This is a genomic window from Streptomyces sp. NPDC051218, from assembly GCF_044455475.1.
Classification (GTDB): Bacteria; Actinomycetota; Actinomycetes; order Streptomycetales; family Streptomycetaceae; genus Streptomyces.
Window position 1 is genome coordinate 1 of sequence record NZ_JBITEU010000025.1, and the last position, 19998, is coordinate 19998.

The 19998-nt window shown below is 72.0% G+C and carries 2 protein-coding genes and 2 pseudogenes; all 4 read left to right on the forward strand.

All coding sequences use genetic code 11. The annotated features are described in order from the left end of the window. Positions 1-44 precede the first annotated feature (44 nt). Positions 45-12563, forward strand: coding sequence for a type I polyketide synthase (locus ACIBCK_RS38820; protein ID WP_399398041.1), 12519 nt, complete (start codon positions 45-47; stop codon positions 12561-12563). Between the two features lie 82 nt (positions 12564-12645). Further along, positions 12646-16305, forward strand: a pseudogene (locus ACIBCK_RS38825) (type I polyketide synthase); the annotation flags it as partial. A 27-nt stretch (positions 16306-16332) separates the two neighbouring features. Beyond that, positions 16333-16890: pseudogene (locus tag ACIBCK_RS38830) on the forward strand (hypothetical protein); the annotation flags it as partial. Positions 16891-16941: 51 nt separating this feature from the next. After that, on the forward strand, positions 16942-19998 hold a 3057-nt coding region (locus ACIBCK_RS38835; RefSeq protein ID WP_399398043.1), incomplete at its 3' end, for a type I polyketide synthase.

Here is a 19998-nt window from a genome sequence, read left to right on the forward strand (position 1 = left end):
AGGTGGGCCCGGATGGTTCGCTGTCCGCGCTCGGCCCGGATGCGGTGGCCGGTGTCGGCGGCGACGAGAGCGTCTTCGTACCGCTCCAGCGCCGCGACGAGCAGGCCGTGTCGGGTCTGGTGACCGGCCTGGCGCGGGCATTCGTGCAGGGCGCGACGGTGGACTGGAGCACGGTGCTGCCCGTCGGGAAGCGGGTGGAATTGCCGACGTATGCGTTCCGGCATCAGCGGTTCTGGCCCGAGGGCGTGCTGGCGTTGCCCACGGCGGCGTCCATCGTCGGTGGTGATGGTGCGAGTACGGCGGCGGAGGCGGAGTTCTGGGCCGCGGTCGAAGGCGGCGATGTGGCGCGGGTCGCCGCTGTGCTGGAGATCGAGGATCAGCGGTATCTGGGCGAGATTCTGCCCATGCTGGCGTCGTGGCGCCGTCGTGAGCTGGACCGGTCGGTGACCGCGAACTGGCGCTACCGCGTGACCTGGGCTCCGGTCACTGAGCCCGACTCCCGTGTACTGTACGGGATTTGGCTCGTCGTCGCTCCGGCGGGCTGCGTCAGCGGCATGGTGCAGCAGTGCGTGGAGGCGCTGGGTGCGCGTGGGGCCGAGGTCGTGGTGGTCGAGGTTCCGGCCGGGGTCGTGGACCGTGCCGAGCTGGCCGCGCTGCTGAGTGCGGCGCTGGAGGGCACGCAGGTGGCGGGCGCCTTGTCGCTCCTCGCGCTGGACGAGACGCCGGTGGCGGAGTATCCGGTGGTGTCCGGCGGTCTGGCCGCGACGCTGGCTCTCGTGCAGGCGCTGGGTGATGCGGGAGTCGTCGCGCCGCTGTGGGTGGCCACGTGTGGCGCGGTCGTGACCGCGCCCGGTGAGGCGCTGGTCAGTTCGGTGCAGGGGCAGGTGTGGGGTCTTGGCCGGGTGGTCGGTCTGGAACACCCGGAGCGCTGGGGCGGGTTGGTCGATCTGCCCGCGATGGTCGACGAGCGGGCCGGTGCGCGCCTGGTGGCGGTGCTTGCCGGGTGCGACGAGGACCAGGTCGCGATCCGGTCGGCAGGAGTACTGGGCCGACGCCTGACCCGGGCCACGCAGCCTCGCGGTGAAGTCCGCTGGACGCCGGGCGGCAGCGTACTGATCACCGGTGGGACAGGGGCCATCGCCGGGCATGTGTCGCGGTGGCTGGCCGAGAGGGGCGCGCCGCGTCTGGTTCTGACGAGCCGTTCCGGTCCCGCGGCTGCCGGTATGGCGGCAACGGTCGCCGATCTGGCGGCGCAGGGCACGCGGGTTGATGTGGTGGCCTGTGACGTGAGCGAGCGGTCGGACCTGGCCGGGTTGATCGCGTGGACGGGGCGTAGCGGCCCCGGGCTGGCGTCGGTGATGCACACCGCGGGCGTTCTGGACGACGGCGTGGTCGACCGCCTCTCCGCGCATCGCCTGGAGACGGTGCTCGCGGCCAAGGCCGCCAGCGCCGCTTACCTGGACGAGCTGACAGCGGACCTCGACCTGGACGCGTTCGTGCTGTTCTCCTCCGCGGCATCGACGCTGGGCTCCGCCGGTCAGGGCAACTACGCGGCTGCGAACGCCTACCTGGACGCACTGGCGGAGAACAGGCGGGCCCGCGGCCTCGTCGGCCTCACCGTGGCCTGGGGTGCATGGGCGGGCGACGGTTTCGCCGCGTCCAGCGAGGCGGTCCGAGAGCGGGCCGGGCGGAGCGCTATGCCGCCGATGGACTCGCAGCTGGCGGTCCGGGCACTCGGCGAGGCCCTGGAGGGGCCCGACGCGGTGCTGACCGTGATGGACGTGAACTGGGCCCGGCTGGCGTCCGGGGCCGACACCGCGGGGCTGTGGGAGGCGCCGCTGGTGCGTGACCTGCCCGAGGTCCGCCAACTGGCCGCCGTGGGTGCCGGATCCGGATCCGTGGCGCGCGGCAAGGGTGAACTGGCCCGGCGGCTCGCCGGTCTCGGCAGGGCGGAGCAGGAGCGGCTGCTCACCGATGTGGTGTGCGGCGAGGCGGCCGTGGTCCTCGGTCATGCATCGGCTGAAGCGGTCGAGGACCGGCGGGCGTTCAAGGACCTGGGCTTCGACTCCCTGACGGCAGTCGAGCTGCGCAACCGCCTCAATGCGATGACCGGATTGCGGCTGCCCGCCACGCTCGTCTTCGACTACCCCACTCCGGTCGTCCTTGCCGGGTTCCTGCGGGGCGAGCTGACCGGGGAGCAGGCGGGCGTCGGTGGACCCGTGGCCTTCGTGGCGGCTTCGGACGAGCCGTTGGCGATCGTCGGTATGGCGTGCCGTTTCCCGGGTGGTGCGGGCAGTCCGGAGGAGTTCTGGGAGCTGCTGTCCTCGGGCGGTGACGCGGTGGGCGGCTTCCCGACCGACCGTGGCTGGGACCTGGACGGCGTCTACGACCCTGACCGCGAGAGCGAGGGCACTTCGTACGTGGCGCAGGGCGCGTTCCTGCGGGACGCGGCGGAGTTCGATGCGGACTTCTTCGGGATCAGCCCGCGCGAGGCCCTCGCGATGGACCCGCAGCAGCGGTTGCTTCTGGAGACCTCGTGGGAGGCGCTTGAGCGCGCCGGTATCGACCCCAGAATCCTGCACGGCAGCACGACGGGCGTCTTCGCGGGCGGCTACGCCTCCGGCTACGGCTTCACCCTGGCAGGCCAGGGCGGTCCCGGTGTCGAAGGCCACCTCCTGACCGGCAACGCGACGAGTGTGCTGTCCGGCCGGGTGTCGTACGCGCTGGGTCTTGAGGGTCCGGCGGTGACGGTGGACACGGCGTGTTCGTCGTCGCTTGTGGCGCTGCACCTCGCAGCCCAGGCGGTGCGTTCGGGTGAGTGCTCGCTCGCGCTGGCCGGTGGTGTGACGGTGATGGCGACGCCGGGGACATTCATCGACTTCTCGCGGCAGCAGGGTCTTTCGGTGGACGGTCGGTGCCGTGCGTTCTCCGAGGACGCCGATGGCACCGGCTGGGCCGAGGGCGCGGGCATGCTCGTCGTGGAAAGGCTCTCGGACGCCCGGCGCAACGGCCACCCGGTCCTCGCGGTGGTACGCGGCTCCGCGATCAACCAGGACGGCGCGTCCAACGGTCTGACCGCTCCCAACGGTCCGTCCCAGCAGCGCGTGATTCGGGCGGCCCTGGCCAACGCACAGCTGTCCGCCGCCGACGTGGACGTGGTCGAGGCGCACGGCACCGGCACCACCCTGGGTGACCCGATCGAGGCACAGGCGCTCCTCGCCGCGTACGGGCAGGACCGGCCGGATGACCGGCCGCTGTGGCTGGGCTCGGTGAAGTCCAACATCGGACACACCCAGGCCGCCGCAGGTGTCGCGGGCATCATGAAGATGGTCCTCGCCCTGGGGCACGAGCAGTTGCCGCAGACGCTGTACGCGGATGAGCCGTCGTCACACGTCGACTGGACGGCCGGTGACATCAGCCTGCTGAACGAGCAGGTGCCGTGGCTTTCCGGCGTGCGGGTGCGTCGTGCGGGTGTGTCCTCGTTCGGCATGAGCGGCACCAACGCCCACGTCATCCTGGAGGAGGCGCCCGCCGAGGACGCCACGGCCGAGGACGGAGCCGACCCGGCAGCCGATACCGATAATGATGCCGGTACGGCCGTAGCGGTGTCGGACGCCGGTGCGTGGCTGGTGTCGGGGCGGTCGGCGGAGGGCCTTGCGGCTCAGGCTGACCGCTTGAGCGAATGGCTGGGCGCGCGACCGGAGTTGGAGCCGGTGGACGTGGCATGGTCCCTTGCGACGACGCGGTCGGCGTTCGAGCACCGGGCCGTGGTGGTCGGCGGCGAGCGTGTTGAGCTGGTGACCGGCCTGGAGAACCTGGCCTCCGGCGTGCCCGCGGGCTCCGTGGTGTCCGGTGTGGCCCGCCCCGGCGCGCGCGTGGTGTTCGCGTTCGCGGGCCAGGGCTCTCAATGGCTGGGCATGGGCCGTGAACTGGCCGAGAACAGCCCGGTGTTCGCGGCGCGGCTCGCGGAGTGTGAGCGGGCGCTGGCTCCGTTCGTGCCGTGGTCACTGTCCGATGTCCTGTCGGGTGCGGAGGGTGCGCCCGAGTTGGTGGCGGCGGATGTGGTGCAGCCCGCGCTGTGGGCGGTGATGGTGTCGCTGGCCGCGGTCTGGGAGGCGGCAGGTGTCAGTCCCGACGCTGTCGTGGGTCACTCGCAGGGTGAGATCGCCGCCGCGACGGTGGCGGGGATGCTGTCTCTGGAGGACGGCGCCCGCGTCGTGGCATTGCGTTCGCAATCGCTGAAGGTGCTGGCAGGCGCGGGCGGAATGCTCTCGGTGAGCCAGTCTGCTGCGGCAGTTAAGGAGCGTCTGCCGCGCTGGGGCGAGCGCCTTTCATTGGCGGCAGTGAACGGTCCGGCAGCGGTAGTGGTGTCCGGTGAGCCGGAGGCGCTCGAGGAGCTGAAGGCCGAGCTGGAAGCGGATGGCGTACGGGCGCGCATGGTGGCCGTGGACTACGCCTCGCACTCGATCCAGGTCGAGCGGCTCGAAGAGGAGATCGCCTCCGTACTTGCCGGGATCACCCCGCATAAGGGTCGAGTGCCGATGGTGTCGGCGATGACGGGCGAGGTGCTGACCGGTGAGGAGTTGGACGCCGCGTACTGGTACGGGAGCCTGCGGGCATCGGTGCACTTCGACCGGGCGGTACGGACCCTGGCCGGGATGGGGCACCAGGTCTTCATCGAAGTCACGCCGCACCCGGTGCTGTTGGGCGCGATGAACGACACCCTCGAAGAGATCGCGCAGGACGCAGGCCCGGGTGTCGTGCCCGGGGCGGTGTGCGGGACGTTGCGGCGTGACGAAGGCGGCGCGACGCGGCTCGTCACCTCGCTCGCCGAGGCGTTCGTCCACGGCGTCGAGGTGGACTGGACGGCCGTGCTCCCGCTGGGCGAGCGGGTGGAGCTGCCGACGTACGCGTTCCGGCACGAGCGGTTCTGGCCGCAGGGGATGATCCCCCTGTCGCCGACGGGTGCGGGCCAGGACGCGGTGTCGCTGGGTCTGGGTGCGGTGGATCACCCGCTTCTTGGCGCGGTGGTGGAGCTGGCCGGTGGTGCGGGTCTTCTCTGCACGGGGCGTCTTTCGGTGCGTACGCATCCGTGGCTGGCCGATCACATGGTGGGCGGCGTGATGCTGCTCCCTGGTACCGGTTTCGTGGAGATGGTCGTGCGTGCCGGGGATCAGGTGGGTTGTGGCGCGCTGGAGGAGCTGACGTTGCAGGCGCCGCTGGTGGTGCCCGCCGATGGTGGCGTACAAGTGCAGGTGGTGGTGGCTGACGGCGATGCCGAGGGGCGTCGGACGGTGGAGGTGTTCTCCCGTCCCGACGGCACCCAGGAGGCGTGGGTCCAGCACGCGGGTGGCACGATCGCTCCCGCTGGACCGGCGCGGGCGGCGGAGGACGACCTGACCGCCTGGCCGCCGCAGGGCGCGACCGCGCTCGACGTCGACGAGCTGTACGCGGTGCGGCTGGCCGATGTGTACGGGCCCGCGTTCCACGGACTGCAGGCCGCCTGGCGCCGCGGCGATGACGTCTTCGCGGAGGTGGAGCTCCCGGAGGCGGTGGCTCACGAGGCAGGTGCGTTCGGGCTGCACCCGGCGTTGCTCGACGCGGCCCTGCACGCCGCGACGCTGGAGGGCGCCGCCTCCACGGAGGACGCCGAGGGTGACCACTCCGGCCAGATCCGCATGCCGTTCGCGTGGACCGGCGTGGAACTCCACGCGAGTGGGGCGTCGGTGCTGCGGGCCAGGCTGCGCAGGGACGCGTGGGGCGGTCTCGCGCTGACGGCCGCGGACGCCACGGGCGCACCGGTGGTCTCGGTGGAGTCGCTCGTCAGCCGCCCGGTGTCGGCCGGGCAGCTCAAGGCCGCCGACAGCGGACCGGCCGACGTGCTGTTCGTCCAGGAGTGGACTCCTGTGAATCCTGCGGCCGAGACCGCCGCAGGACTCACGGGGGAGTGGGCACTGATCGGGCCGGACCGGTTCGGGGTGGTCGAAGGGCTGCGCCCCGCGGGTGTGGCCGTGCGATCCTTCGCCGACCTTGCTGAAATGATCGCCGCTGCTGAGGCGGGGGAGGCCGCGCCCCAAGTGGCGCTGGTCTGCGTCGGTGCCCTTCCGGCCGACGACGACGCCGAAGCAGTGCCGGACGCGGCCCGGCGGATCACCGCCGAAGCGCTGGACCTGGTCCAGGCGTGGCTGGACGAACCCGCTCTGGAGACGGCCCAGTTGACGGTGGTCACCCGCGGCGGCGTGGCAGCCACGGGTGACGGCGGTGTCGTGGACCTGGCGGCGGCCGCGGCCCTGGGCCTGCTGCGCTCGGCGCAGTCGGAGAACCCCGGACGACTGGTCCTCGTAGACCTCCCTGCCGCCGAAGCAGACCTCTCCGCCGCCGGAATCGGTGAGCAGATCGCCGTACTTCCGGCGGTCGTCGGCACCGGTGAACCGGAGCTCGCGCTGCGCGGCACGAGCGCTCTCGGGCGACGTCTTGCCCGTCCGTCCGGCGCTGAGGCGTCGGTTGAACACCCCGCGAGCCCGCACACCGGCGTCTCGCGGACGCTGTTGGTGACGGGCGGTACGGGCACTTTGGGTGGTTTGGTTGCCCGGCACTTCGTGGTGACCGGGCGTGCCGATGGTGTGGTGCTGACCAGCCGCTCAGGCCCTGATGCCGCTGATGCGGCGATGCTGGCGGCGGAGTTGGCGGGGCTCGGTGCCTGGGTCCGGATCGTGGCCTGCGACGTGGCGGACCGGAGCGCGCTCGCCGCGCTCCTGGAGACCGTTCCGGCCGAGTGCCCGCTCGGCTCCGTCTTCCACGCCGCCGGGATCATTGACGACGGTGTGATCGCCACGCTCACGGCCGACCGCCTCGCGGCGGTCATGCGACCGAAGGTGGACGCGGCCTGGCATCTGCACGAGCTCACCCAGGACATGGATCTGAGCCTGGACCACTTCGTCCTGTTCTCCTCGGCGGCAGCCGTGTTTGGCGCGCCCGGACAGGGCAATTACGTCGCCGCCAACGCCTTCCTGGACGCGCTGGCGGGCCACCGGCGCGCGGCGGGCCTCGCGGGCCTGTCGCTGGCCTGGGGTCCGTGGGTGCACGAGGCGGGCATCGGCAGGGAGCTCGGCGACCAGCTCCTTACGCGTATCAGCCGGTCGGGTGTCGCGGCGCTCGGCGCGGACGAGGGCCTGGCCGTGCTCGACACGGCGCTTGCCCGCGACGAGGCCGTACTCGTTCCGGCCCGGCTCGACCTGGCGGGCCTGCGGGCACGGACCGCGCGCAGCACGGAGATCCCGCCGCTGTGGCGGACACTGGCCGGTGGCCAGGTCCGGCGGACGGCCGCAGCCCATGCCGCGGCGGCCGGTACGGACGCCGGGGAAGGACTGCGCCGCCGACTGGCAGGGGCGTCGGGCCCGGAGCGGGACCGGCTGCTGCTCGACCTGGTGCGCGCGCATGTGGCCGCGGTACTCGGACACGTATCGGCGGAGGCCATCGAGGCGAGCCGCGCCTTCACCGACCTGGGCTTCGACTCGCTGACCGCCGTGGAGCTGCGCAACCGCCTGCGGACGGAGACGGGCCTGCGGCTGCCGGCCACGCTGATCTTCGACTACCCCACCCCGGCCGCGCTGGCCCTGCTGCTCCGGGGCGAGCTTGCCGGAGACCTGCCCGCCGCCGAACCCGCACTCGCCCTTCCTTCCACCGCGGTGGCGGACGAGCCGATCGCGATCGTCGGCATGGCCTGCCGCTTCCCCGGCGGCGCGGCAGGACCGGAGGAGCTGTGGCAGGTGCTCGCCGATGGCACGGACACGATCGGTGCGTTCCCGCAGGACCGCGGCTGGGACATCGAGGCGCTGTACGACCCGGACTCCGAGCACGCGGGAACCTCGTACACCCAGGAAGGCGGATTCGTCCGCGACGTGAGCGGCTTCGATCCGGGCTTCTTCGGCATCAGCCCGCGCGAGGCGCTCGCCATGGACCCGCAGCAGCGGCTGCTCCTGGAGACGTCGTGGGAGGCGTTCGAGCGGTCAGGCATCGACCCGGCGGCGCTGCGCGGCAGCCGCACCGGCGCGTTCGTCGGGGGCTACGGGTCGGGGTACGCCGGGCTCAGCCTCGACGGCGACGGGGAGTTCGAGGGCAGCGAGGGGCACGTGATGACCGGCAACGCGACCAGCGTTCTGTCCGGCCGCCTGTCGTACGTCTTCGGCCTCGAGGGCCCTGCCGTGACGATGGACACGGCGTGCTCCTCGTCCCTGGTCGCCCTGCACATGGCCTGCCAGGCGATCAAGGCGGGCGAGTGCTCGCTGGCCCTCGCCGGTGGCGTCACCGTCATGGCGAGTCCCGACGGATTCGTGGCGTTCTCCCAGGCGCGCGGGCTCGCGGTGGACGGCCGGTCCAAGGCGTTCGCCGCGGCGGCCGACGGCATGGGCATGTCCGAGGGCGTAGGCATGCTCGTGGTGGAACGGCTGTCCGACGCCCGGCGCAACGGCCACCCGGTCCTCGCGGTGGTGCGCGGCTCCGCGATCAACCAGGACGGCGCGTCGAACGGCCTGACCGCCCCCAACGGTCCGTCCCAGCAGCGCGTGATCCGGGCGGCCCTGGCCAACGCACAGCTGTCCGCCGCCGACGTGGACGTGGTCGAGGCGCACGGCACCGGCACCACCCTGGGTGACCCGATCGAGGCACAGGCGCTCCTCGCCGCGTACGGGCAGGACCGGCCGGACGACCGGCCGCTGTGGCTGGGCTCGGTGAAGTCCAACATCGGACACACCCAGGCCGCCGCGGGCGTGGCCGGAGTCATGAAGATGTTGCTTGCGCTCCGGCACCGGCTGCTGCCCCGGACGCTGCACGTGGACGAGCCGTCGCCGCACATCGACTGGTCGGCAGGACAGGTGCGGCTGCTGACCGAACCGGTGCCGTGGCCCGTCGACGAGAGGCCGCGCCGCGCCGGTGTGTCCTCCTTCGGAATCAGCGGCACCAACGCGCACATCATTCTCGAAGAGGCCCCGGCTGCTGAGCCCCAGGCCATGGAAGACGGCGACACCGAGGATGCCGAGAGCGGCACGCTCGTGTCGGGATCGACCGCGTGGGTGGTGTCGGGCCGGTCGGCCAAGGCGCTGTCGGCGCAGGCGGGCAGGCTGCGGGAGTGGGTCGCCGCACGCCCGGGATCGGACCCGGCCGACGTGGCCTGGTCGCTGGCCGTGACCCGGTCCCTGTTCGAGCACAGGGCGGTCGTCGTGGGCGGCGACCGAACGGAACTCGTGTCGGGCTTGGAGAGCCTGATGGCAGGTGTGTCCGCCGGTTCGGTGGTGTCGGGCGTGGCCCGCTCGGACGCGCGTACGGTGTTCGCGTTCGCGGGGCAGGGCTCGCAGTGGGTGGGCATGGGACGGGAGTTGGCTTCGTCCAGCCCGGTGTTCGCGGCGCGGTTGGCGGAGTGTGAGCGGGCGTTGTCGCCGCTTGTGCCGTGGTCGTTGAGTGACGTCCTGTCGGGTGCGGAGGGTGCGCCCGAGTTGGTGGCCGCCGATGTGGTGCAGCCCGCGCTGTGGGCGGTGATGGTGTCGCTGGCTGCGGTGTGGGAGGCGGCTGGTGTCAGCCCCGACGCGGTGGTGGGTCATTCGCAGGGTGAGATCGCCGCGGCAACGGTGGCCGGGATGCTCAGCGTCGAGGACGGCGCCCGTGTCGTGGCGCTGCGTTCGCAGTCGCTGAAGGTGCTGGCGGGCGCGGGCGGCATGCTCTCGGTGAGCCAGTCTGCTGCGGCGGTCGAAGAGCGCATCGTGCGTTGGGGCGAGCGCCTGTCGCTGGCGGCAGTCAACGGGCCGGCCACAGTGGTGGTGTCCGGTGAGCCGGAGGCGCTTGAGGAGCTCAAGGCCGAGTTGGAAGCGGACGGCGTACGAGCGCGCATGGTGGCCGTGGATTACGCCTCGCACTCCGCCCAGGTGGAGCGGCTCGAAGAGGAGATCCTCTCCGTACTGGCTGAGGTCGCCCCGCGTAAGGGCCGGGTGCCGATGGTGTCGGCGATGACGGGCGAGACGCTCTCCGGTGAGGAGTTGGATGCCGCGTACTGGTACGGGAGCCTGCGCGCCACGGTGCATTACGAGCGTGCCGTGCGGACTCTTGCCGGTACGGGGCACCAGGTCTTCATCGAGGTCACTCCGCACCCGGTGCTCCTTGGCGCGATGACGGAGTCGTTGGAGGAAGTGGCGCAGGAGGCGGGTGCTGCCGCGGTGCCCGCCGCGGTGTGCGGGACACTGCGCCGTGACGACGGCGGAGCGGCACGGCTCGTCACCTCGCTGGCCGAGGCGTTCGTGCAGGGTGTCGCGGTGGACTGGGCGAAGGTGCTGCCGTCCGCCGAGCGGGTCGACCTGCCGACGTACGCGTTCCGGCACGACCGCTACTGGCCGCGCGGCCAGTCGGCGCTGCCGAACGGTGGATCGGCCGCGGGCGGGGACGGTGCGGGCACGGCGGCCGAGGCCCAGTTCTGGGCGGCCGTGGAGGGCGGCGACCTGACGCGCATCGCCGACACGCTCGCCATCGACGACCAGCGGCATCTCAGCGAGGTGCTGCCCGCGCTGACGTCGTGGCGCCGCCGTGAGCAGGACCGGTCGGTGACCGCCCATTGGCGCTACCGCATGGGCTGGGCGCCCATCGCCGAGCCCGACCCGGGCGTGCTGTCCGGGACTTGGCTCGTCGTGGCTCCCGAAGGCCGAGCGGAGGGATGCGTGACGGCACTCGGTGCGCGTGGGGCCGAGGTCGTGGTGGTCGAGGTTCCGGCCGGGGTCGTGGACCGTGCTGAGCTGGCCGCGCTGCTGAGTGCGGCCGTGGAGGGCACGCAGGCGGCGGGTGTGCTCTCGCTCCTCGCGCTGGACGAGACGCCGGTGCCGGATCACCCGGTGGTAGCCAGCGGCCTCGCGGCGACGCTGGGTCTCGTACAGGCGCTGGGCGATGCGGGAGTCCTCGCCCCACTGTGGGTCGCCACGCACGGCGCAGTCGCGGCCACGCCGGACGAAGTGCCGGGCAGTCCGGTGCAGGCGCAGGTGTGGGGTCTTGGCCGGGTCGTCGGTCTGGAACACCCGGACCGCTGGGGCGGGTTGATCGACCTGCCCGCGACGGTCGACGAGAGTGCGGGCGCGCGCCTGGTGGCGGTCCTCGCCGGGAGCGGTGAGGACCAGGTCGCGATCCGGTCGGCCGGCCTGTTCGGCCGCAGGATGAGCCGACCCGCCCAGAGCCGCGCGGGCGATGAGCACTGGACGCCGGGCGGCAGCGTACTGATCACCGGTGGGACAGGGGCCATCGCCGGGCATGTGTCGCGGTGGCTGGCCGAGAGGGGTGCTCCGCGTCTGGTCCTTACGGGCCGCTCCGGCCCTTCGGCCAAGGGCATCGCGGCAACGGTCGCTGACCTGGCCGCGCAGGGCACACGGGTCGATGTGGTGGCCTGTGACGTGAGCGACCGGTCGAGTCTCGCCGGGCTCGTGGAATGGACGGGGCACACCGGCCCCGGGCTGTCGTCGGTCATGCACACCGCGGGCGTGCTGGACGACGGTGTCGTCGACCGCCTCTCCGCGCATCGCCTGGAGACGGTCCTTGCGGCCAAGGCCGCCAGCGCCGCTTACCTGGACGAGCTGACAGCGGACCTCGACCTGGACGCGTTCGTGCTGTTCTCCTCCGCGGCATCGACGCTGGGCTCCGCCGGTCAGGGCAACTACGCGGCTGCGAACGCCTACCTGGACGCGCTGGCGGAGAACCGGCGGGCCCGTGGTCTCGCCGGTCTTTCGGTGGCCTGGGGCCTGTGGGGCGGCGGCGGCCTCGCGGAGTCGAAGGAGGCGATCCGCTCGCGGATGAAGCGCCTCCCGATGCCCGCGATGGATCCGCAGCTCGCGGTGCGCGCGCTTGGCGAATCGCTGGACGGGCGCGATGCCGTCGTGACGGTGATGGACGTGGACTGGGCCCAGCTGGCGGCGACAGCGGTCGGCCTGCCGCAGAGCCCGCTGGTGCGGGACCTGCCGGAGGTGCGCCAACTGTCCGCCGTCAGTGCCGGACCCATCGATGCCGCCCCCGCCGAAGGGGAGTTGGGCCGCCGTCTGGCAGGGATGGACCGGGCGGAGCAGGAGCGGGTTCTGACGGATCTTGTGCGGTCCGAGGCGGCCGTGGTGCTCGGACATCCGTCGCTCGACGCGGTGCAGGCACAGCAGGCATTCAAGGACCTGGGCTTCGATTCGCTAACCGCCGTCGAGATCCGCAACAGGTTGAACGCTGCGACTGGACTGCGTGTCCCGGCTACGTTGATTTTCGACTACCCCACCCCCGTGGCGGTGGCCACTTGGCTGCGTACCGAATTCATCGAGGACGAAGCGGTATCCGTGCCGATACTCGACGACCTCGACCGGCTCGAATCTAGCCTGTCGAGTTCGGCGCCTGACCAGGAAATGAGCGAAGGCATCACGAGGCGGCTGCAGAGCATTCTTTCGCAGTGGATCGGAAAACAGGGCGGGGCGGAGTCCGAAAGTGAAGAGGTCGAACTCCAGTCGGCAACGCCCGACGAGGTGTTTGAGTTTCTGGACAAGGAACTTGGCTTGTCCAACTAGTTGCTTCGGACTTATTGACGGCACGCTTTAGCAAGGGGTCACTGTGGATAACCAAGAGAAACTCTTCGCCTACCTCAAGAAGACTGCGGCCGAGCTCCAGGAGACGCGCAAGCGCCTGCACAAGCTGGAAGCGGGCGACTACGAGCCCATGGCGATCGTCGGGATGGCGTGCCGCTACCCGGGCCGGGTGGAAAGCCCCGAGGACCTCTGGGATCTGGTCTCCGAGGGCGGCGACGCGGTGGGCGAGTTCCCGACCGACCGCGGCTGGGACCTGGAGAGCGTCTACGACCCCGACCCGGACAAGTCCGGCCGGTCGTACACACAGTCCGGCGCTTTCGTGCGGGACGCGAGCGGATTCGATGCCGGATTCTTCGGGATCAGCCCGCGCGAGGCTCTTGCGATGGACCCGCAGCAGCGACTGCTTCTCGAGGTGTCGTGGGAGGCCCTGGAGCGCGCGGGCATCGACGCGGGGACATTGCGCGGCAGCAAGACGGGCGTGTTCATCGGCGGTTTCACGTCGAACTACATAGTGAACCTGGAGCTGGCGGAAGGGGGCACTGCCGGGCTTGAGGGTCACATGATGACCGGCAACCTGACCGCTGTCCTTTCGGGCCGCGTGTCGTACGTCATGGGCCTCGAGGGCCCGGCCCTCACGGTGGACACGGCGTGTTCGTCGTCCCTGGTGGCGCTGCACCTGGCCTGCCAGGCGATCCGGTCGGGCGAGTGCTCGATGGCGCTGGCGGGCGGAGTTACGGTCCTCGCGACACCGGGCATGTTCGTCGAGTTCTCCCGGCAGCAGGGCCTCTCGGTGGACGGCCGGTGCCGCGCGTTCTCCGAGGACGCGAACGGGACCGGCTGGGCCGAGGGCACCGGCATGGTCGTCGTCGAGCGGCTTTCCGACGCACGGCGCAACGGGCACAACGTGCTCGCGGTCATCCGCGGCTCCGCGATCAACCAGGACGGCGCCTCCAACGGCCTGACCGCCCCCAACGGCCCCTCCCAGCAGCGCGTGATCCGCGCGGCCCTGGAGAACTCCCGCCTCTCGGCCGCCGACGTGGACGCGGTCGAGGCACACGGCACGGGCACCAGGCTCGGCGACCCGATCGAGGCGCAGGCGCTGCTCGCCACGTACGGCCAGGAGCGCGCCGACGACCGGCCGCTGTGGCTGGGCTCGGTGAAGTCGAACATCGGTCATACGCAGGCAGCTTCCGGCGTCGCGGGTGTGATCAAGATGGTTCTCGCGATGCAGCACGGAAAGCTGCCGAAGACGCTGCACGTGAAGGAGCCCACGCCGCACGTGGACTGGAACGCCGGTGAGGTGGAGCTCCTGTCGGAGCCCGTCTCCTGGCCCGCCGGTGAACGCCTGCGTCGCGCGGGCGTGTCCTCGTTCGGCGGCAGTGGTACCAACGCCCACCTCATCCTGGAGGAGGCGCCCACCGAGGACCGCAGCCCGGAGGGCGAGGGCAAGGGAACCGGGGACGAGGAGCAGGAGGCCGGTGCGGCCGATACGGCGGACGCGGGCGATGCGGCTCTCGTGGTGTCGGGCGCCGGTGCGTGGCTGGTGTCGGGCCGCTCGGCGGACGGCCTCTCGGCGCAGTCGGTCCAGCTGCGCGAATGGGTCACGGCCCGCCCCGAGCTCGAACCGGGCGACCTGGCCTGGTCGTTGGCGACCACCCGGGCGGCCTTCGAGCACCGTGCCGTAGTGGTGGGCGGCGACCGGGACGAGCTGATGGCCGGTTTGGAGAACCTTGCCGACGGGACACCCAGCGGCGCGGTGGTCTCCGGCCTGGTCAAGTCCGACGTGCGTACGGCGTTCGCCTTCGCGGGTCAGGGCTCCCAATGGCTGGGCATGGGCATGGAGTTGGCGAAGACCAGCCCGGTGTTCGCGGCGCGGTTGGCGGAGTGTGAGCGGGCGTTGTCGCCGCTTGTGCCGTGGTCGTTGAGTGACGTCCTGTCGGGTGCGGAGGGTGCGCCCGAGTTGGTGGCCGCCGATGTGGTGCAGCCCGCGCTGTGGGCGGTGATGGTGTCGCTGGCTGCGGTGTGGGAGGCGGCTGGTGTCAGCCCCGACGCGGTGGTGGGTCATTCGCAGGGTGAGATCGCCGCGGCAACGGTGGCCGGGATGCTCAGCGTCGAGGACGGCGCGCGGGTGGTGGCGCTGCGTTCGCAGTCGCTGAAGGTGCTTGCGGGTGCGGGCGGGATGCTCTCGGTGAGCCAGTCTGCTGCGGCGGTCGAAGAGCGCATCGTGCGTTGGGGCGAGCGCCTGTCGCTGGCAGCGGTCAACGGGCCCGCGGTGGTCGTGGTTTCGGGCGAGCCGGAGGCGCTCGAGGAGCTCAAGGCCGAACTGGAGTCCGAGGGCGTACGGGCGCGCATGGTCGCGGTGGATTACGCCTCGCACTCCGCCCAGGTGGAGCGCCTTGAGCAGGAGATTCTCTCTGTACTGGCTGAGGTCGCCCCGCGTAAGGGCCGGGTGCCGATGGTGTCGGCGATGACGGGCGAGACGCTCTCCGGTGAGGAGTTGGATGCCGCGTACTGGTACGGGAGCCTGCGCGCCACGGTGCATTACGAGCGTGCCGTGCGGACCCTGGCCGGAATGGGTCACCAGGTCTTCATCGAGGTCACCCCGCACCCGGTGCTGCTCGGCGCGATGAACGACACGCTCGACGAGGTCGCGCAGGAGGCGGGTCCCGGCGCGGTGCCCGCCGCGGTGTGCGGGACGCTGCGCCGTGACGACGGCGGCGCGACGCGGCTCGTCACCTCGCTGGCCGAGGCGTTCGTGCAGGGTGTCGCCGTGGACTGGGCCAAGGTGCTGCCGTCCGCCGAGCGGGTCGACCTGCCGACGTACGCCTTCCAGCACGAGCGGTTCTGGCCCAAGGGGACACTGACGGAGCTTTCGGTCCGGGGGACCGGTGGTGGTGGCGACGCGATGTCGCTGGGCCTTGGCGCCGTGGGACACCCGCTGCTCGGCGCGGTGGTGGAGCTGGCCGGTGGCGCGGGCCTCGTCTGCACGGGACGCCTTTCGATGCGTACGCATCCGTGGCTCGCCGACCACGCGGTCGGCGGTGTGATGCTGCTGCCCGGCACGGGCTTCGTGGAGCTCGCGGTACGGGCCGGGGACCAGGCCGGGTGCGGTCTCCTTGAGGAACTGACGCTGCAGGCACCGCTGGTGGTGCCGGGTGACGGCGGCGGAGTCCAGATCCAGGTCGTGGTGGCCGCGGCCGACGCCGACGGCCGCCGCGGCGTTGAGGTGTTCTCCCGCCCCGACGAGGCGGGAGAACAGCAGGTGTGGGTGCAGCACGCCAGCGGCGTGGTGGCCCCCGCCACGACGGGCGTGACGGCCGAAGCTGACCTGCGGGAGTGGCCGCCGCGCAATGCCGAGCCGCTGGACATCGCGGATCTCTACGCGGTGCATCTGGCCGATGTGTACGGCCCGGCGTTCCACGGCCTGCGGGCCGCCTGGCGCCGTGGCGACGACCTCTTCGCCGAGGTGGCGCTGCCGGACGAGGTGGTGCACGAGGCGGGCGCGTTCGGCCTGCACCCGGCGCTGCTCGACGCCGCGTTGCACGGCGCGGCCCTGGCCGAGGCCGAGGCCGAGCCGGGTCAGATCCGGATGCCGTTCGTGTGGACGGACGTGGAGCTGCACGCCAGTGGCGCGTCGGTGCTTCGGGTGCGGCTGCGGCGTGACGAGCAGGGCGGCCTGTCGCTGACGGCCGCGGACACCGACGGGGCTCCTGTGGTGTCGGTGGGCTCGCTGGTGAAGCGCCTGGTGTCGATGGACCAACTCCCGGCGGCCGACACGAGGTTGGCCGATTCGCTGTTCGTCACGGAGTGGGCTGCCGTGGCCGGGTCCGCCGCCCCGACCGGGGAGTGGGCACTGATCGGCGCCGACCGGTACGGGGTGGTCGAAGGCCTTGATGCCGCGGGTGTGGCGGTCAGGTCCTTCGCCGACATCGCCGAGCTGGCCGCCGCCGCCGATGCGGGCGACATCGACCCGCGCACGGTTGTGGTCTGCGCCGGCGGCGAGGGCGACGACGTGGCGGAGTCCGCGCATCAGGCGACCGGCTGGGCCCTCGGCCTCGTACAGGAGTGGCTGACCGAACAGCGCCTGGCCGCCGCCCAGCTGGTGGTCGCCACCCGTGGCGCGGTGGACTCGGTCGCCGGTGAGTCGGTGGCCGACCTGGCCGCCGCCGCGGTATGGGGCCTGCTGCGCTCGGCGCAGGCGGAGAACCCCGGCCGACTTGTCCTCGCGGACCTGCCCGTGGTGGACGCCGGTGGTCATGCCGGGGTGCTGCCCACGGTCCTGAACAGCGGTGAGTCCGAGCTGGTGATCCGTGGAGGGGCCGCCTACGGCAGGCGGCTGACCCGCCCGTCCGGCGAACTGATGCCGGTCGAGTGGTCGACAGGCCCGAAGGCCGACACCACAGCCCGCTCGGTCCTCGTGACGGGCGGAACCGGCACCCTTGGCGCGCTGGTCGCCCGGCATCTGGTGGCGACGGGCCGGGCCGGAGGTGTGGTCCTCACCAGCCGTTCTGGTCCTGCCGCCGCCGAAGTGGCCGTCTTGGCCGCGGAGGTGGCGGATCTCGGCGCCTGGGTCAGGGTCGTCGCCTGCGACGTGGCCGACCGGGCCGCACTCGCCGCGCTCATCGAGACCATTCCGGCCGAGAACCCGCTGGGCTCCGTCATCCACTCCGCGGGAGTCGTCGACGACGGGGTGATCGAACTCCTGACGCCCGAGCGCCTTTCGGCGGTACTGCGACCGAAGGCCGACGCGGCCTGGCACCTGCACGAACTCACCGCGCACCTCGACCTGGAGCGCTTCGTCACGTTCTCATCGGCGGCGGCGACCTTCGGCGCGCCGGGCCAGGGCAGCTATGTTGCGGCGAACTCGTTCATGGACGCCCTCGCGGGATTCCGGCGTACGGCGGGACTCGCGGGCCTCTCCCTCCAGCTCGGCCCGTGGGCCCACGAGGCGGGCATCGGCCGCAACCTGGACGAGCGGCTCCTTTCGCGGATCGACCGGAGCTTCGTACCGCTGGACGCCGAAGAGGGACTCGTCGTCCTGGACGTGGCACTGGCCCGCGACGAGGCGGTGCTGATGCCCGCCCGCCTAGACATGGCGGGCCTGCGGGCACAGGCCGCGGGCAGCGAGGACATTCCCCCGCTGTGGCGGGCACTGGCGGGCGCGACCGTCAGGCGTACCGCCGCGTCGGGCGCCGTCGCGGTCGCGGGCTCCGCCGCAGTGGGCGCAGTGGCGGGCGAGGCGTTGCGACGGCAGCTGGCATCCGTGCCCGCCGCGGAGCGCGCCCGGCTGCTCCTCGACCTGGTGCGCGCCCATGTCGCCGCCGTACTCGGGCACGCGTCGGCCGAGGCGATCGAGGCGAGCCGCGCCTTCACCGACGTGGGCTTCGACTCGCTGACCGCCGTGGAACTGCGCAACCGACTGAACGCGGAGACCGGCCTGCGCCTGCCCGCGACCCTCGTCTTCGACTACCCCACACCCGCGGCGCTCGCCGGGCTGTTGCGCGCGGAACTGGCGGGAGACCTGCCCGCCGTCGCGGCGCACTCCACCCCGATGGCGGCGGGCATGGCGGACGAACCGATCGCCATCGTCGGCATGGCATGCCGCTTCCCGGGCGGCGCGGCAGGACCGGAGGAGCTCTGGCAGATCCTCGCCTCAGGCACGGACGCCATCGGCCCGTTCCCGCAGGACCGCGGCTGGGACATGGAAGCGCTCTACGACCCGGAATCGAAACGAGCCGGAACCTCGTACACGCAGGGCGGCGGGTTCGTCAGGAACGCGAGCTGCTTCGATGCCGGATTCTTCGGCATCAGCCCGCGCGAGGCGCTCGCCATGGACCCGCAGCAGCGGCTGCTCCTCGAGACGTCGTGGGAGGCGTTCGAGAGGGCGGGCATCGACCCGCAGTCCTTGCGCGGCAGCCAGACCGGCGCCTTCGTCGGCGGATACAGCTCCCGGTACGGATCCAACGTGCAGCTGGAGGGCACGGAGGTCGTCGAGGGACACCTGGTGACCGGGAACGCGACCAGCGTCCTCTCGGGCCGACTGTCCTACACCTTCGGCCTCGAAGGCCCCGCCGTGACGGTGGACACGGCCTGCTCCTCGTCCCTGGTGGCCCTGCACATGGCGACGCAGGCGCTGCGCTCCGGTGAGTGCTCACTCGCCCTCGCGGGCGGAGCGACGGTCACCGCCACCCCGGATGTGTTCGTCGCCTTCGCCAAGGCGGGCGGCGTGTCGGTGGACGGACGCTGCAAGTCGTTCGCGGCCGAGGCCGACGGCTCGGGCTTCGCCGAGGGCGCGGGCATGCTCGTGGTGGAGCGCCTTTCGGATGCACAGCGCAACGGGCACAAGGTCCTTGCGGTGATTCCCGGATCGGCGATCAACCAGGACGGCGCGTCCAACGGTCTGACCGCGCCCAACGGCCCGTCCCAGCAGCGGGTCATCCGTTCGGCGCTGGCCAGCGCCCGCCTGTCGCCCGCCGAGGTCGACGTGGTGGAGGCACATGGTTCGGCGACCAAGCTGGGCGACCCGATCGAGGCGCAGGCGCTACTCGCCACGTACGGCCAGGACCGGCCGGACGACCGGCCGCTGTGGCTCGGCTCGGTGAAGTCCAACATCGGACACACGCAGGCCGCCGCGGGTGTGGCGGGCATCATGAAGATGGTCCTCGCCCTCCAGCACGAGCAGCTGCCGCGCACCCTGCACATGGAGGAGCCGACGCCGCACGTGGACTGGTCGGCGGGCGAGGTACGGCTCCTCGCCGACGTGGTGCCGTGGCCCATCGGGGAGCGGGTGCGCCGCGCCGGTGTGTCGGCGTTCGGCATGAGCGGCACCAACGTCCACGTCATCCTGGAGGAGGCCCCGGCCGAGGCCACCGAATCGGCGGACGCTCTGGAGGAGCCCGCGGACGGACTCGAGCCGGTTGCCGCTCCGGTGGTGCTTGATGCGGGCGATGTGAGTGCGTGGTTGGTGTCGGGTCGTACGGCGGAGGGTTTGACGGCGCAGGCGGAGCGGTTGCGTGAGTGGGTTGTGGCGCGTCCTGGGCTTGAGCCGGTGGATGTGGCGTGGTCGTTGGCGGCGACGCGGTCGGCGTTCGAGGAGCGGGCTGTTGTTGTCGGTGCGGGCCGCGCGGAGCTGGTGAGCGGTTTGGAGAGTCTGGCTGACGGGGCGCAGACGCGGTCGGTGGTGTCGGGCGTGGCTCGCTCCAGTGGCCGGACGGTGTTTGTGTTCGCGGGGCAGGGGGCCCAGTGGGTGGGTATGGGCCGGGAGTTGGCCTCGTGCAGTCCGGTGTTCGCGGCGCGGCTTGCTGAGTGTGAGCGGGCGTTGTCGGCGTATGTGTCGTGGTCGTTGTCTGATGTTCTGTCGGGTGTGGAGGGTGCGCCGGGGTTGGGGTCGGCGGATGTGGTGCAGCCGGTGTTGTGG